This is a genomic window from Ilumatobacter sp. (assembly GCF_965215205.1).
GTDB lineage: Bacteria > Actinomycetota > Acidimicrobiia > Acidimicrobiales > Ilumatobacteraceae > Ilumatobacter_A.
Genome location: NZ_OZ244049.1, coordinates 2,460,737 through 2,476,542 on the forward strand (window position 1 = coordinate 2,460,737; position 15,806 = coordinate 2,476,542).

13 protein-coding genes and 1 pseudogene are annotated in these 15,806 nt (G+C 72.2%); 9 read left to right on the plus strand and 5 right to left on the minus strand.

All coding sequences use genetic code 11. The annotated features are described in order from the left end of the window. Positions 1-57: 57 nt before the first annotated feature. Together ACOOHC_RS11585 and tig are read right to left on the minus strand one after the other, a co-directional pair. Positions 58-690 carry an ATP-dependent Clp protease proteolytic subunit gene (locus ACOOHC_RS11585; protein ID WP_420450564.1) on the minus strand — a complete coding sequence of 211 codons (633 nt, stop codon included), beginning with the start codon at positions 688-690 and terminating at the stop codon, positions 58-60. Continuing rightward, positions 690-2,195, minus strand: a complete 1,506-nt coding sequence (gene tig, locus ACOOHC_RS11590; RefSeq protein WP_420450565.1) for a trigger factor — start codon at positions 2,193-2,195, stop codon at positions 690-692. The genes ACOOHC_RS11585 and tig overlap by 1 nt, the downstream gene beginning before the upstream one ends. Positions 2,196-2,301: 106 nt before the next feature. On the opposite strand from tig, the gene ACOOHC_RS11595 reads away from it, so the two are divergent. The 7 genes from ACOOHC_RS11595 (at position 2,302) to ACOOHC_RS11625 (ending at position 10,306) form a co-directional block, all read left to right on the plus strand. After that, on the plus strand, positions 2,302-2,574 hold the full coding sequence (locus ACOOHC_RS11595; RefSeq protein WP_420450566.1) for a hypothetical protein: 273 nt from the start codon (positions 2,302-2,304) through the stop codon (positions 2,572-2,574). A gap of 295 nt (positions 2,575-2,869) precedes the next feature. Beyond that, the gene (locus ACOOHC_RS11600) at positions 2,870-5,557 is read left to right on the plus strand and encodes a putative bifunctional diguanylate cyclase/phosphodiesterase (protein ID WP_420450567.1); all 2,688 of its coding nucleotides are present in this window, start codon (positions 2,870-2,872) and stop codon (positions 5,555-5,557) included. 476 nt (positions 5,558-6,033) lie between these two features. Then, positions 6,034-6,714, plus strand: a complete 681-nt coding sequence (locus ACOOHC_RS11605) for an SDR family oxidoreductase (protein ID WP_420450568.1) — start codon at positions 6,034-6,036, stop codon at positions 6,712-6,714. 144 nt (positions 6,715-6,858) lie between these two features. Further along, positions 6,859-7,248: a rhodanese-like domain-containing protein gene (locus ACOOHC_RS11610; RefSeq protein ID WP_420450569.1), complete on the plus strand. Its 390-nt coding sequence runs from the start codon at positions 6,859-6,861 to the stop codon at positions 7,246-7,248. Positions 7,249-7,331: 83 nt separating this feature from the next. Continuing rightward, complete coding sequence (locus ACOOHC_RS11615) at positions 7,332-7,634, plus strand: hypothetical protein (RefSeq protein WP_420450570.1); 303 nt, start codon at positions 7,332-7,334, stop codon at positions 7,632-7,634. A 151-nt stretch (positions 7,635-7,785) separates the two neighbouring features. Continuing rightward, positions 7,786-8,865, plus strand: coding sequence for an alpha/beta fold hydrolase (locus ACOOHC_RS11620; RefSeq protein ID WP_420450571.1), 1,080 nt, complete (start codon positions 7,786-7,788; stop codon positions 8,863-8,865). 58 nt (positions 8,866-8,923) lie between these two features. After that, complete coding sequence (locus ACOOHC_RS11625; protein ID WP_420450572.1) at positions 8,924-10,306, plus strand: sulfatase; 1,383 nt, start codon at positions 8,924-8,926, stop codon at positions 10,304-10,306. 46 nt (positions 10,307-10,352) lie between these two features. On the opposite strand, the gene ACOOHC_RS11630 is transcribed toward ACOOHC_RS11625, so the two are convergent. Further along, positions 10,353-10,886, minus strand: coding sequence for a DinB family protein (locus ACOOHC_RS11630; RefSeq protein WP_420450573.1), 534 nt, complete (start codon positions 10,884-10,886; stop codon positions 10,353-10,355). A 203-nt stretch (positions 10,887-11,089) separates the two neighbouring features. Between ACOOHC_RS11630 and ACOOHC_RS11635 the strand changes: the two genes are divergently transcribed. After that, complete coding sequence (locus ACOOHC_RS11635) at positions 11,090-12,112, plus strand: diguanylate cyclase domain-containing protein (RefSeq protein ID WP_420450574.1); 1,023 nt, start codon at positions 11,090-11,092, stop codon at positions 12,110-12,112. A gap of 115 nt (positions 12,113-12,227) precedes the next feature. Here the strand turns inward: ACOOHC_RS11635 and ACOOHC_RS11640 are convergent, their stop codons facing one another. Beyond that, a complete protein-coding gene (locus ACOOHC_RS11640; RefSeq protein ID WP_420450575.1) occupies positions 12,228-13,454 on the minus strand; it encodes a CaiB/BaiF CoA transferase family protein in 1,227 nt (408 codons plus the stop codon). Positions 13,455-13,579: 125 nt separating this feature from the next. Beyond that, positions 13,580-14,131 (minus strand): annotated as a pseudogene (locus tag ACOOHC_RS11645) (helix-turn-helix domain-containing protein); the annotation flags it as partial. Positions 14,132-14,203: 72 nt separating this feature from the next. Between ACOOHC_RS11645 and ACOOHC_RS11650 the strand changes: the two are divergent. Next, positions 14,204-15,793 (plus strand): FAD-dependent oxidoreductase, encoded by a 1,590-nt coding sequence (locus ACOOHC_RS11650; protein WP_420450576.1) that lies wholly within the window; start codon positions 14,204-14,206, stop codon positions 15,791-15,793. Positions 15,794-15,806: the final 13 nt, after the last annotated feature.

Sequence of the window (15,806 nt, forward strand, 5' to 3'; positions counted from 1 at the left end):
CCACGAGGTCCCACATCATGGTCCACGGCCTCCCCCTCGTCGGGGACCGGGGACCGATCAGCGGATGGGACCGGCGCGGTCCACTGCCTCTCGGGTCGAGATCACCTGATCGATGATGCCATATTCCAGCGCCTCCTGCGCCTCCATCACGAAGTCGCGATCGGTGTCCTTGTTGATCCGCTCGATCGGCTGGCCGGTGTGCTCGGCGAGGATGCCGTCGAGGATCTCGCGCATGCGCATGATCTCCTTCGCGGCGAGCTCGAGATCGGTGACCTGCCCGTAGCCGACCTGGCCGGACGGCTGGTGGAGGAGGACACGGGCGTGGGGAAGGGCGAGGCGCTTGCCCTTGGTGCCCGCGGCGAGCAGCACGGCGGCGGCCGACGCGGCCTGCCCGAGGCAGATCGTCGCGATGTCGTTCTTGATGAACTGCATCGTGTCGTAGATCGCGAACAGCGCCGTGATGTCCCCCCCGGGGCTGTTGATGTAGATGTTGATGTCCTTGTCGGGGTTCTCCGACTCGAGGAAGATCATCTGCGCCGAGATCAGGCTCGCCACGGTGTCGTCGACCGGGGTCTGCAGGAAGATGATGTTCTCCTTGAGCAGCCGGCTGTAGAGGTCGTAGGCCCGCTCGCCGCGGCTCGTCTGTTCGACGACGTTGGGGACCATGTAGTTCTGCGCGTCGAGTTCCATCAGGCGTCGTCCTTGCTCTCGGTGTCGGTCGTGTCGGTGTCGGTGGTGCCGGTCGCGTCGGCGTCGGTCGCGTCGGCGTCGGTCGCATCGGCGTCGGTCGCATCGGCGGTGTCGGTCGGCTGGTCCGTGGCATCGCTCGGCGTGCCGGCCGGCTCGGATCCGTCGGAGTCGGGGTCGTGGTCGTGGTCGTGGTCGTCGCCGATCAACAGGTCGCGGTCGATCTCGGCGCCGTCGGGATCGACGTAGGAGGCGTGGTGCACCAGGTGGTCGAAGGCCCTCGCCTTGCGGATCTGCGACACGAGCTCGGGCACCGCGTCGTTCTCCTCGTAGGCACGACGCACGTCGCGCGCCTTGTGCCCATGCTGCATCGCCATGCGTGCGTACTCCGCCTCGAGCTCGTCGTCGCCGACCTCGATGCTCTCGGCGACGGCGATCGCCCGCAGCGCGAGATCGACCTTGACCGCGATCTCGGACTGGCCGCGCATCGACTCGACGAACGACTCCGGATCCTGACCGGTGGCCTGCATCCACTGCTCGAAGTCGATCCCCTGCGCCTGGAACTGCTCGATGGTCCCCTGGACGCGCTGGTTGAGGTCGGACACGACGAGCGCCTCGGGGACCTCGATGTCGACCAGCGCGGCGAGCGCCTCGTTGATCCGCATCCCCGCCTGCTGCCGGGCCTCGCCGAGGCGCCGCTCGCGCAGCGACTCGCCCAGGAACTCGCTCCACCCGTCGACGGTGTCGTGGTCGCCGATGTTCGCGTCCACCCACTCGTCGGTCAGCTCGGGCAGGTGGCGCTCCTGCACCATCTGGACCTCGACGGTGAAGTCGGCGGGGGCGTCGGTCTCCTTCGGGGTCGCCTCGAACTCGAGGACGTCGCCGGCGGAGGCACCGACGAGGCGCTCGTCGAAGTCGTCGGTGATCCACCCCTGGCCGATCTCGTACGACCAGTCCTCGGCGTTCAGCCCGACGACGTCCTCGCCGTCGCGCGTGGCGGACAGGTCGATCACCACGAAGTCACCAGAGGCCGCCGGGCGCTCGACGGGCTCGAGGGTCGCGTCGCGCACCAGCGCCGCCTGGCGCGCCTGCTCGACGTCGTCGTCGTCGACGGCCACCGCCGGGAGCTCGACGCGCAGCTCGTCGTATCCCTCCACCGTGATCACGGGGCGGACCTGGCAGGTGGCGTCGAACTCGACGGGACCCGACTCCTCGCCGTCGGTGATCTCCACCTCGGGCCGTGCGATCAGGTCGACGTCGTGCTCCTTCACGGCACGGGCGAGGTACTCGGGCACCGCGTCGCGCAGCGCCTGCTCGCGCGCGGGGCCGATGCCGACGCGCGCCTCGAGGACCCGACGCGGCACCTTGCCGGCACGGAAGCCCGGGAGGTTGACCTCCTTCGCGATGGCCTTGAAGGCCCGGTCGATGTCCTTGTCGAACTCGGCCTCCTCGACCTCGACGTAGACCTTCACCTTGTTGTCCTCGAGGACTTCGACCGAACTCTTCACGGCCGAGCACGCTACCTGTTCCGACGCGACGGCCCTCGGCCGCCGCGTCGACCGATCCGGCGCACGGATGTGCCCGCGCGCCGTGCGGATCGGGCAGACTCGGCGGATGGAGTTCTGGAAGCCGCACAAGCTGGCGTCGCCGCACGAGGGTCAGATCTCGCTGAAGATGAACGACCGGGTGCGCAGCACGGCCGAGATCCACGGGGTGCCGGTGGGCACCGAGGGCAAGGTCATCCTGGCCAACGGCTTCAACTGGCAGAGGTACCGGGTGCTGTTCGACAACGGCGCCGAGGTCGGCGACTGCGACCACCGCAACATCGAGCCGATCGGTCGGACCGCGAAGCGGATCGCGAAGGCGGAGGCCAAAGCCAACCGCTGACCGGCGACCCGGGAGGCCCGACGTGGGCGCGAGACGGCAGGGCTCGCATCACCTCGCGTCGCCGACGTCGCCGTCCCCACGTCACGTCGCCCACGTCACGGAGCGACGTGGTGCGGGCTTCGTGCTGTCGAGCTGGATGACACATCACGCTCCGAGGGCTCGTCACCACTCTGCGGATTGATTAGTGTCTCGTGCGGTCGCCGTCGCCTCCGTCCCCCGCCGGGGCGGTCGCCGGCCGCGTGCGGCCGATCGATGCGCCGATGACGAGCTCCGCCCCCACCCCCCTGCCGCAGCCGTGAGCGAGCCGGCCGAATCGCTCGACGCGACCGACCCGTTCCGGGAGTCGGTCCCCCACGTGGTGGTCGTCGACGCCGAGATCGTCGAGGTCAGCGCCTCCGTCGCCGTCGAGATCGGCTGCGACCCGACGCCGCTCCTCGGTCCGCTCGCCGACATCGGCACGCGACTCGACGGCGCGAGCTACGGGGACCTGTGCGACGGCATCGCGCAGGTGCGGGTGCGGCTGAGCGGCGAGATGGACGATCGACCGGTGCGCCTGCGCTCGCTCGACCGCGCCGACTCGACCTGCTGGATCGAGATCCGCTCGCTGGGGGACGTGTTCCGGCTCGAGTCGCTGCTGCGCCGCAGCGGGCTCGGCCACGCGCTCCTCTCCCCGAGCGGCGAGCTCGAGTGGTCGATGACCTCCGACGCGCTCGCCGAGGTGCTGCCCGGGGACGATCCGATGTCGTGGGTGGCGCTGATGGACCCCGACGACATGAGGGCGCTGCGCACCGCGATCCGCGAGGTCGGCGCCGACCCGACGGCCCGTCGCAGCGTCACCCACCGCCTCGAGGCGGATCGCACCCGCGTCGTCGTCGACGAGATCGAGTCCGCCGTCCACGATCCCGATCTGCGCGCGGTGGTCGTCCGCAGCCGTCTCGGCGACCCCACCGACCCCCCGACGGCGCGCAGCGGCGCGTCCGGCCGCCTCACCGTCTCGGACCACATGCCGATCGGGGTCGTCGTCGCGAGCGACACCGGGATCGTCCTGCACCGCAACGCCGTCGCCGCAGAGCTCGTGGGCACGGGGGTCGGCCAGCGGGTCGTCCCCGACGTCGCGGGAGGCCCGTGGCTCCTCTCCCGACTCGACTCGGCCGACACCGAGCGGTACCTCTCGGTCTTCGAGACCGCGACTCGGGGTCGACGCGCCCACTGCACGATCGCATCGCCCGTCGCCGACCATCGCTGGCTGCGGGTGTCGATCTCGCCGGCGGTCTCCTCGACGGTGGTGATCACGATCGAGGACACCACCGAGCTCGCCGAGGCGGAGCGCGCGCTGCGCGCGTCGAACCGGCTCCTCGAGGCGCTCGATTCGCGGTCCGAGGACCTCGTCGTCGTGTTCGACTCCCTCGGTCGGAGCCGGTACACGAGCTCGTCGGCGCGTGCGGGCGCGGACGACGGCTCCCGGGTCGACCACGTCGCCGACCTGACCTCGATGGCGCACCCCGACGACCGCGACGAGGTGACCGAGGTGATCGCGGACGTGCGGGCTCGTCCGTCGAGCACCGCCGAGGTGGCGTTCCGCGTGGTGCGCGGCGGCGACGACGCCGGGCGGTGGCACGCGGCGACGATCACCAACCACCTCGCCGACCCCGACGTGCGCGGCGTCGTGCTGATCGCCCGCGACGTCCACGAGCAGCGCCTCGCCGAGCTCGACCTGGTCTTCCGCGCGACCCACGACCCCTTGACGACGCTGCCCGACCGCGCCGCCCTCCAGCGGCGCCTGGACGACGTCCTGGTCGAGGCCGAGCGGCACGGCTCCCGCACGGCGCTGATGTTCCTCGACGTCGACGACTTCAAGACGATCAACGACAGCGCAGGGCACGGGGTGGGCGACGCGGTGCTGCGCGAGGTCGCGGAGCGGCTGCGCTCGTGCCTGCGCGACTCCGACGTGGTCGGGCGCTTCGGCGGCGACGAGTTCGTGCTCGTCGCTCCCGGCGTCAGCGACGACACCCACGCCCTCGACCTCGCCGAGCGGGTGCTCGCCACCGTCACGGGCTCGGTGCGCGCCGACGGCATCGAGATCGCCTTCGGGATCAGCCTCGGGGTCGCGGTGACGGGCGAGGGGTGCACGACCGCCGCCCAGCTCCTGCACCGGGCGGACGCGGCGATGTACCGGTCGAAGCTCGCCGGTCGCGGCCGGGTCACCCTCCACCGGCCCGAGCACGACGTCACCCACGTCGACATCTCCCTGCGCTCCGACCTGGGTCGCGCCATCGACGCAGGAGCGCTGGACGTCCACTACCAGCCGATCGTGCCGCTGCGCGACGGCCTGGTCGGCGGGTTCGAGAGCCTCGCGCGCTGGGAGCACGCCGAGTACGGCCAGATCGACACCGAGCGGTTCCTCGCCGTGGCCGAGGTGGCCGGGCTGTCCCCCGAGCTCGGTGACGAGATGGTCCGCCTCGTGTGCGTCGACGACCGGTCGTGGATGCTCGACGGGGAGTTCGTGTCGATCAACCTGTCGGTCTCCCAGGTGGGACGTGACGACACCGCCGGCCGCCTGCTGGAGCGGCTCCGGGCCAGCGGCATCGACCCCTCCGAGGTGGTGGTCGAGCTGACCGAGGCCTCGTTCGGGCAGGGTCGGGTGGTGCGCGACGGTCTCGAGCGGTTCCGCGCCGCCGGCGTGCGGATCTTCCTCGACGACTTCGGGACCGGCTACTCCTCGCTGCGCCAGCTGCACCGGTTCCCGGTCGACGGCATCAAGATCGACGCGTCGGTCGTCGCGCCGTCGGTCGACGAGAGCCTGGTGCGCCTGATCGTCGGGGTGGCCACCACCCTCGACATCCGCACGATCGCCGAGGGGGTCGAGACCGAGCGGCAGCTGGAGACGGTCCGCCGGCTCGGGGTCGACTACGCGCAGGGGTACCTCCTCGGCCGCCCCCGGCGGGCTCCGCGGCGAGCGGACCCGCAGCAGCGGGGACCGTGACGGAGCGCCCCACCGCCGAGTCGCTCGCGACCGTCGACCTCGACGCGCCGCGCCACGTCAGCGACCCGCCGCCGCCTCGCCGAGCGCGCGGCGCACCATCCGCTCGAGGTGGCCACGGCCGGTGACCGCGAGCAGGCGGGCGGCCAGATCGGCGTGCGACCTGGGTGATCCACGGGTCGCGGACCATCGGGTCCTCGATCGCGACGATCGGCTCGACCGTCTCCTCGTCGATCGGGAGCCATCCGGGTGCCCGCGGCCGCTCGCCGCCCCGCTCGGCTCGGGGCGGACCGGGTGGGCGCCGGCCGACGGCGCCGCCCGGCACCGAGAGGTCGCGTCGGCGCGTCGTTTCGTCGACCGTCCGCCGGGTACGTCCGGCACCGACGACGACCCCAGGAGGATCACGTGACGTTCCACGACACCGCCGAGCACCGCACCGCGGGGTGCGGCCACCCGCGACCGAGCACGCCGGTCGCGTCGTGATCGTCTCGATCGTCGGCGCTCACGGCCAGATCGCCCGTCTGCTCACCGCGAAGCTCGCGGCACGCGGCCACTCGGTGCGCGGCCTCGTCCGCTCGGAGGACCAGTTCGACGACCTGCGATCCGATGGCGCCGAGCCGGTCCTGTGCGACGTCGAGGCCGCCGGTCAGGACGCGGACGACGGGCCCGACGAGATCGACCGAGCCCTCGACGGGAGCGACATCGTCGTCTTCGCGGCCGGTTCCGGACCGGGGAGCGGGGCCGAGCGCAAGCAGACGATGGATCGCGACGGTGCGATCGCCTCGCTGCGCTCCGCGGTGCGCGTCGGCGCCGACCGCTTCGTGATGATCAGCGCGATGGGTGCCGACGACCCGCCGCTCGGCGTGCGCGGCGACGACGACGACGTCTTCGACGTGTACCTGCGGGCGAAGGCGGCCGCCGACGACGCCGTCCGGGAGGCGGAGATCGCGGAGACGATCGTGCGGCCGGGACGGCTGACCGACGACGAACCCGCCGGGTCGGTCGAGCTCGGGACGTCGGTCGGGCGAGGCGAGATCCCGCGCGCCGACGTCGCCGAGGTCGTCGCCCAGCTCGTCGAGACGGGTCGCGGTCGCGGAGCGACCTTCGAGCTCGTCGGCGGCGCGCTGCCGATCGTCGACGCGATCCTCACCCTCGAGTAGCCCGCCGGCGGACGCTCCGCACGACCGTCCGCTGACGACGCGCACCGACGCACCCGGCTCGTCGGGGGTGACCCCGGCGGGGCAGGATCTCCCCATCCGGTCCACGGCCACGGGCCGTCGGTCCACGGCAGGGAGGTCAGCGAGATGGAGAAGGTCAGCGACATGGTCGCCGCCGCCAACGAGGTCGTCGACCACGCCCCGGCGAGCGAGCTCGTCGGGCTGCACGGCAGCGAGGGGGTGACCTTCGTCGACCTGCGCGATCCGCGCGAGCTCGAGCGCGAGGGGAGGATCCCCGGCGCGTTCCACTGCACCCGGGGGATGCTCGAGTTCTGGATCGACCCGGAGAGCCCGTACGCGAAGGAGCGGTTCGCGAGTGGCGACCGCTTCGTCTTCTACTGCGCTTCGGGGTGGCGGTCGGCGCTCGCCGCGCGCACGGCGCACGAGATGGGCCTGGGCGGCGTCACCCACATCGAGGACGGCTTCGCGGGGTGGAAGGAGGCGGGCGGCCCCGTCGAGGAGTCGACCCGCCGGTGAGGAGCACCTCGCGGCGCTCGATCCGGCACGCCGGCCGGTGCCGGGCACCGCACGGCGCCGAGGCGACGGCGTAGGTTCGGGTCGTGCACGATCCGCTGTGGAAGAGGGCGTTCGACGCCGTGGAGACCCGGGCCGCTCCGGTCCTGACGAAGGTGTTCGCGAACGAGGACGTGATCGAGGCGATGCGCGTGGCCGCCGCGGTCCGCAAGCGCACGATGGACGATCTCGGCGACCTCATCCGGCGCAACCTGCACACGGTCAACCTCCCCTCGGGCACCGACGTGCGGAAGGTCTCGAACCAGGTCGCGTCGCTCGAGCGGCAGATCCGGGTCCTCGACCGACGGATCGACGAGCTCCGGGCCGAGGGCTCCGCCGACGACTCCTGAGCGACCCGCGGCCACGACGCGGGCGACGCCCGCCCCATCGACGAGGGCGATCGCCTCGTCGTGCTCGTGTCGTGCGACGTGTGAGGCCACGGCGCCCCCCGGGGCGCTCACCGGCTCGTCACGACGTCGTGCGAGCGAGCAGGATCGGACCATGACCGACGCCGAGCTCACCCGGGTCCTCGACCGCCTCGTCGACGACGTCCGGACCCGTGCGGACCGCGGCGTGCGGTCGCTGCGCAACGGGGTGCGGATGTACGCCCGACTCGACCGACCCCCGATCGGCAGCACCCCGAAGGACACGGTGTGGCAGCGCGACGGCGTCGAGCTGTGGCGGTACCGCAGCGAGCGGCGCCGCGGCGGGCCACCCCTCGTCATCGTCCACAGCCTCGTCAACCGCAGCTACATCTTCGACCTCGTCCCGGGGAACTCGATGGTCGAGGTGCTCCTCGATCGCGGCCTCGACGTCTACCTGATCGATTGGGGGGTGCCCGACGCCGCGGACGCCGAGAACAGCCTCGAGACGTACTGCGACGACCACCTCCCCGAGATCGTCCGCGCCGCGATCCGCACGAGCGGCGCCGAGACCGCGAACGTCCTCGGCTACTGCTTCGGCGGGGTGCTCGCGCTGCTCTACGCGGCCGGCCACACCGATGACCCGATCGGCAGCCTGATCGCGCTCGCGACCCCGGTGGACACGACCCACATGGCCCCGCAGATGCGCTTCGGGGAGAACGGCTTCGACCCCGACCTGGTCATCGACGAGACCGGGAACGTGCCCGGTTCGGTGATCGGCGAGGCGATCAGATCGCTCGCCCCGACGGCCGAGCTCGCGAGCTACGTGAACCTCGCCGCGAAGCTGTGGGACGACGAGTACGTGGCGGCGCACACCGCGATGGACACCTGGAGCCGCGACGAGATCCCCTTCGCCGGGGCCGCGTTCCGGCAGTCGGCCGACCTGCTCGGTGAGCGCAACGCGTTCGTCGACGACACGGTCGACCTCGGCGGTCGGCACCGCTCGCTGTCGGACATCTCGGTCCCGTTCCTCAACGTCTGGGGAGCGAAGGACCACATCGTCCCCGCCGGCGCCACCCGCCCGCTGAGCGAGCTGATCGGCTCCGACGACGTCACCGACCTCGAGCTCGACGCCGGCCACGTCGGGTTGTTCATCGGTCGGCGCGCCCACCGCCACGGGGTGCCGGCGATGGCCGACTGGATCGACGCGCGCAGCTGAGGGCCACCGGCTCGTCCGCTGAGCGACGACGTCGGCGGCGTCCCTAGGGTCGGGCGGCGTGGAGCGTCGACCGAACATCGTCCTGATCAACTGCGACGACCTCGGCTACGGCGACCTCGGTTGCTACGGCTCGGAGCTGAACGCCACCCCCGCCCTCGACCGCCTCGCGGCGCAGGGCGCCCGCCTCACCGACTTCATGATGGCGTCGCCGGTGTGCTCGCCGTCGCGCGGCGCGCTGCTGACGGGGTGCTACCCGCCCCGCATCGGGTTCGGGTCGTTCGACGGCCTCCCGGTGCTGTTCCCGGGCCAGGCCGTGGGGCTCGACCCCGGTGAGGTGAGCATCGGGCGGCTGCTGTCCGACGCCGGCTACGCGACGCTGATGGTCGGCAAGTGGCACTGCGGCGACCAGTCGGAGTTCCTCCCGACGAACCACGGCTTCGACCGCTACTTCGGCCTGCCGTACAGCAACGACATGGGCCGCCAGAGCGGGACGCCGACCACCGACACCGGCGAGCAGCGCGGCTACCCGCCGCTCCCCCTCCTCGACGACGACGAGGTGATCGAGCAGCAGCCCGACCAGACGTCGCTGACCGGTCGCTACGTGACCGAGGTGCTGCGCTTCGTGCGCGAGCACCGCGACCGACCGTTCTTCGTCTACCTCGCCCACCTCTACGTGCACCTGCCGATCTACGTCCAGGAGCGGTTCGCCCGGCAGGCGCGCAACGGCCGCTACGGCGCGGCGGTGGAGTCGATCGACTGGGCCGCCGAGGTGATCTTCGCCGAGCTGGAGCGCCTCGGGCTCGCCGACGACACCCTCGTGGTGTTCACGAGTGACAACGGCGCGCTCGATCGCGCCGACGGCGGCTCCAACCGCCCGCTGCGCGGCTCGAAGGGATCCACGTGGGAGGGCGGCATGCGGGTGCCGTGCATCGCCCGGTGGCCCGGGCGCATCGAGGCCGGACGGGTCGTCGACGAGCTGGCGACGTCGATGGACCTGTTCGCGACCTTCGCGGCGCTGGCCGGAGCCGAGGTGCCGCCCGATCGCGAGATCGACGGCCGCGACCTGTCCGCGATGCTGCTCGACGACGGGGCCAGCCCGCACGAGTCGTTCGCGTACTGGTGGATGGACGACCTGTGCGCGGTCCGCTCGGGACGATGGAAGCTGCACCTCGCCCGCCACGGCGAGCAGCACGAGGAGCTCTACGACCTCGTCGACGACCTCGGCGAGTCGCACGACGTCGCCGCTGCGCATCCCGAGGTCGTCCAGCGCCTCCGGGACGTGGCCGAGGGGTGGCGGCGCCGGCTGGGCGATGCGCGACTCGGGGTCGAGGGGGCCGAGGTGCGCCGCCTCGGACGGGTCGCCGAACCCCGCACGCTGACGACCTACGACCCCGACCACCCCTACTACGCCGCGGAGTACGACCTCCCCGACCGCGGCTGACACGTCGCGTCCGCCACGTCGGCACCTCGCCGTCGTCGATCGACCATCAGCCGGTCGCGGCGGGGTCGCCCTCCTTCGCCCACGCGTGGTGCATCCGACCGTGCCCGGCGTTGGCGGCCATGATCCCGCCGACCGTCCCGTCCGCCCACGGGGCTCCCGGGATCTCCGAGGCGAGGTCGTCGTCGGACAGCTCGGCGAGCAGCGCCAGGGTGTCGGCGCGCACCGCCAGACCGATGCGCACGAGCTCGGCGAACTCGGTGCCGCTGTGCTCGGTCTTCCACTCCTCCGTCCAGGCGTGGATGGAGGCCATGATCTCGTCCATCGACTGCGCGGTGCCGTCGTCACGCAGGCGCGCGGGGAGGCCACGGTCGCCGGCGAGGTGGCGACGGAACATCGCGTTCCAGTTCTGCTCGATGAGGGTGGTGTGGATGAAGTGGTCGGCGTACGACCAGCGGCTGTCGGGGTCGTGCTCGCTCACCGTGCGCGCAGCGGTGAGCTCCTCGGTGGACATCGACCCCAGCCGCTCGAGGAGCCACGTGCGGTCGCGGTTCAGCTCGATCTCGATCTCGATCCGGTCCATGCGAGGACCGTAGCGATCCGACGGAGCACGGATCCGGTTCAGTTCCGGGGTCTCCGTGCCGAAGGACCGACGTGCACCTGCTCGCTCGACGATCCGAGCGGCCCGACCGATCGGGCCGGAGCGCGCGTGCGGCGCGTCCCGCGTCGGAGGGTCGGCGCTCACCGTGGCGGACGTTCCGCCGTAGCTTCCACCACGTCGCGCTGGTGCGCCTGGTCGGGGCGGGAGGCGCCGCGGTCGCGATCACCACGGTGCCCTCCGGTGACGCGCTGCTCGGGCGCGCCGTCGCGCTCGCCCTGATCGCGGTGTCGACGACCGTCGCGACCGTGACGGCGCTCACCGACGTGGTGGGGTCGCGCTCGCCCTCGTCGGTGATCGGCGGTCACGTGGCGTGCGACCTGACCAACATGCTGGTCACCATCGCGGTGATCGATCCGACGTGCTCGACCGGGGCGTGGACCCTCGTCCTCGTGCCGATCGGAGAAGCTGCGCTGCTCGCCTTCGACCGCCGCGTGGCCGTCGGCGCCGTGGTCGCCGCGATCGGTGGCCTGTTCGTCCTGATCATGTCGGCGTCGGGTCCGAGCTGGAGCAGCGCCGGGTCCTGGGCGCTGGTCGTCTTCCTGGCCGGTGGACCCATGTCGGTCTTCCTCGTCCAGGCGGTGCGCGTGCAGGAAGCCCTGTTCCAGTCCCGGGCCGCACGACGCTCGCTGCACGAGATGGCGACGCACGACGAGCTCACGGGGCTGCTCAACCGGCGGGGGCTGCTCGAGCACGCCGCGGCCTCGTCGATGCCGGCTGCCGTGCTGTTCGTCGACCTCGACCGGTTCAAGACGGTCAACGACACCCTCGGCCACGATGCCGGCGACATCGTCCTGCGCACCGTCGCGTCGCGCATGGCCGACGTCGCCGGCGACGACGCCGTGGTGGCGCGGCTGGGCGGCGACGAGTTCGCGGTCGTCGTGAGCGATGCGGACGCCGTCGCGACCCTGCCCGCGCTGATCGTGTCGGCGTGCGCGGAGGCGATCGTCGTCAGGGGGGTCGACGCCCGCATCGGTGCCAGCGTCGGCTCGGCGGTGGCCGGCACCGACGGCGACGACCTGCTCTCGCTCATCGACCACGCCGACTCGGAGATGTACGCCCGCAAGGCGCGGACCCGGCCGTCGGCCGACGCGCCGATCGAGCGCCGCGCCGCCCGGCCGGTCGACGACGTCGTCGCCGCTCGCTCCTGACCGGTCGTCGCCCGTGCGTGGCGTCGCGCCACGAGGCGGTCGGGATGCTCGACGACGTGGACGAGGTGGCGGATCGTGACGTGCGCGATCCACGGGCGGCTCGACTCGGTCCACCTCACCCCGGCGCGCCGCCCAGGCCGGCGATCCGGTCCTCGCTCCACCCGAGATCGGACATCACCTCGGCGGTGTGCTGGCCGAGACGGGGGGCGTGGATCCGCACCGTCTCCTCGGAGCCGTCGCGACTGGCGAAGCGGATCGGGTCGCGGGTGACGCGGTAGGGGCCCTCGGTGGGATGGGTCTCGTGGGCGAGCAGGTCGACGGCGGCGAAGTGCGGGTCGTCGTCGACGTGCTCCAGGCGCAGGACCGCCGACGCGGGGATCGAGTGCTCGACGCAGAAGTCGATCAGCTCCGCGGTGGTGACGTCGGCGACGAACTCGTCGAGCATCGAGTACAGCTCGTCGGAGTGCGCGATCCGCGCACGTTGGGAGGCGAAGCGCTCGTCGTCGACGAGGTCCGCTCGGCCGACCCACCCGAAGAAGTCGGCCCAGTTGACGTCGGTGTAGGGCATCACCACGACCCACCCGTCCGCGCTCCGGCGGGGCCGTCGGTGCGGTGTGGTGATCCGGGCGTAGCTGAACGGGCCCTCGGGCGGTTCGAAGGTCTTGCCGCCGAGGTGCTCGACGAGGTTGAACGCCGCCATCACCTCGGCCATCGGCACCTCGATGGCATCGCCCTCGCCGGTCATCGCACGCCGGTAGAGGGCGGCGGTGATCGCCGGCACGATGTGCAGCCCGACGACCTTGTCGCAGATGATCGACGGGACGAGCTGCGGGTCGCCACCTGCGTAGGTGAACAGATCCGCGACACCCGACGCCGCCTGGATGACGTCGTCGTAGGCGGCGCGATCCGCCGACGGGCCGTCGCTGCCGAAGCCGTTGGCGACGCAGTGGACGATGTCGGCTCGGACGGCTCGCACGCTCGTCGCGTCGAGGCCGAGCCGTTCGAGCGCGGATCGTCGCATCGTGGTGACGAACACGTCGGCGGACGCGATCAGGTCGCCGATCGCGGCCCGCCCCTCATCTGACTTGAGGTCGAGCACGACGCTGCGCTTGTTGCGGTTCAGGTTCACGCTGAACGCGCTCATCGCCGGGCTCCGCATCGGTTCGTAGTGCCGGATGATGTCGCCGCCGGGAGCTTCGACGCGGATCACGTCGGCTCCGAGGTCGGCGAGCATCCGGGTGGCCAGCGGCCCCATCACCACCGACGTGAGGTCGACGACGCGCACCCCGTCGAGCGGTCCGACGCTCCTGGCGGAGCCGTCGGGATCAGCGGAGGCGGGCACCGAGCCAGTCAACCACCCGAGGTCGTCGGGACCGTGGCGTCGCGTCGGACCGACGGGCGCCGAGGTCGGTCGGCGACTCGGTCGCGTGCGACGATCTCGGCGCTCGCGGGGTCGGTGACCTCGTGGTGGACGTGAGCGCGCTGGCCGTCGCGATCGAAGATCATGATCAGCTCCGCCGGGGCGTCGATCGCCCTGATCGCGTGGGGCAGCATCGTCGCGAACTCGGCGGCCTCGCCGGTCTCGACGACGATCTCGCGGTCCGCGAGCAGGAGGAGCGCGCGCCCCTCGACGACGAAGAACCAGTCGTGACCGGGGTGGACCTGCTGCACCGGGGGATCCGTGGTCGGCTCGAGGCGCATCTTGATCGCGATCGTCCGACCCGTCGGCCGATTCAGGTTCCACGTCGTGCTCGCACCGGAGCGGCTCGGTGTCGGTCGGATCACCACGTCGTCGTCGCTGCGCACGTCGAGGAGCGCGTCGAGACCGATCTCGAGGGCGTCGGCCAGCGGGACGAGCACGTCGAGGCTGATCGAGCGCTTCCCGGTCTCCATCCGGCTGATGGTCGACGCGCTGATCGCCGTTCGCTCGGCGAGCTCGTCGAGCGAGAGCCCGAGGGTCGTTCGGATGCTGCGCAGGCGCGTCCTCACGACCTGCTCGACGCCCACGCTCGCGCTCATCGAGCCCGCTCCGGTCTTGCGAATGCTGCAAGGTCTGTTGCGCTCATCGGAGGCGACCCTACCGTTCGGTCCATGACCGAGCACCCCCACCGCACCATCGAGCGCCGTTGCGACGTCGTGGTCGTCGGCGGCTCGGCCGCCGGGCTGGCGGCCGCGCTGCAACTCCTGCGCCAGCGACGGTCGGTGATCGTCGTCGACGCCGGCGAACCCCGCAACGCCCCGGCCGCTCACCTGCACGGGTTCCTGACCCGGGATGGTTCCGCACCGTCGGAGCTGACGGCGATCGGGCGCTCCGAGGTGCGCGGCTACGGCGGCGAGGTCCTCGACGGGCGCGTCCTCGACGTCGCCGCCGTCGACGACGGCCGCTTCCGTGCCGACCTCGTCGGCGGTCACTCGATCGTCGCCCGGCGCGTCGTCGTCGCGACCGGGTTGGTCGACGAGCTCCCCGACGTCGACGGGCTCGGGGAGCACTGGGGTCGCGGCGTGATCCACTGCCCGTTCTGCCACGGCTTCGAGGTGCGTGACCGCCGGATCGTCCAGCTCCTCACCCACCCGCTCGGGTTGCACCAGGCGGCGCTGTTCCGCCAGTCGACGTCCGAGCTGACCGTCGTGGTCCACGGCGAGGTGGACGTGGAGGGCGCCGAGCTCGACGCCCTCGAAGCCGGCGGGGTGCGGATCGTCCGCTCGCAGGCCCGTCGCGTCGTGACGGGCGAGGACGGGCAGATCGCAGCGGTCGAGCTGCTCGACGGCGAGCGGATCGATGCCGAGGCGGTCGTGGTCGGACCACGCTTCACGCCACGGCTCGAACCGTTCGCCACGCTCGGTCTGCGGGCGGTCGCCCACCCGAACGGACACGGCGAGCACGTCGAGGCGGACGTCGGCGGAGCGACGTCGGTGGCCGGCGTCCACGTCGCCGGCAACGTGACCGGACCGAGCCAGCAGGTCCTCCACGCAGCGGCCGACGGCAGCTGGACCGGCGCGACGGTCGCCGCCGGACTCGCCGCCGAGGACCTCGCCGACGCGTCGCGCCCGACTGCGCACGCCGCCGACTGGGACCTGCGCTACGCCGGCGAGCAGGTGTGGAGCGGGAACCCGAACGGCAGCCTGGTCCGCGAGGTCGAGCACATGGCGCCCGGCCGAGCCCTCGACGTCGGCGCCGGCGAGGGCGGCGACGCGATCTGGCTCGCGGAACGTGGGTGGTCCGTGACCGCGAACGACATCTCGAGGGGCGCGCTGGACCGCATCGCGGCCGAAGCGCGCCGACGGGAGCGGGACGTGGAGCTCCTCCACGCGGACGCGAACGACCGGGCGCCGTTCGAACGGTCGGGGTTCGATCTGGTCTCGGCCTGCTACGCGTCGATCCCACGCACACCGGACGGGCGCGGTGTCGCCAACCTCATCGGCGCCGTCGCTCCGGGCGGCACCCTGCTCGTCGTCTCCCACGACCTCGCGCCGATGCGTGCTCCGATCGACACCGCCGTGTCGAGCCGAGCGTTCGATCCCGACGCGCACGTGCGCGTGGACGACGTCGTCGCGGCGCTCCGGGCGACCCCCGGTTGGACGATCGACGTCGCCGAGGCGCGACCACGCCCCGCCGGTGCGGCGTCCGCCGGGCACCACGTCGACGACGTCGTGCTCCGAGCGCACCGCTCGTCCGGCTGACGTCGTCGGCGCC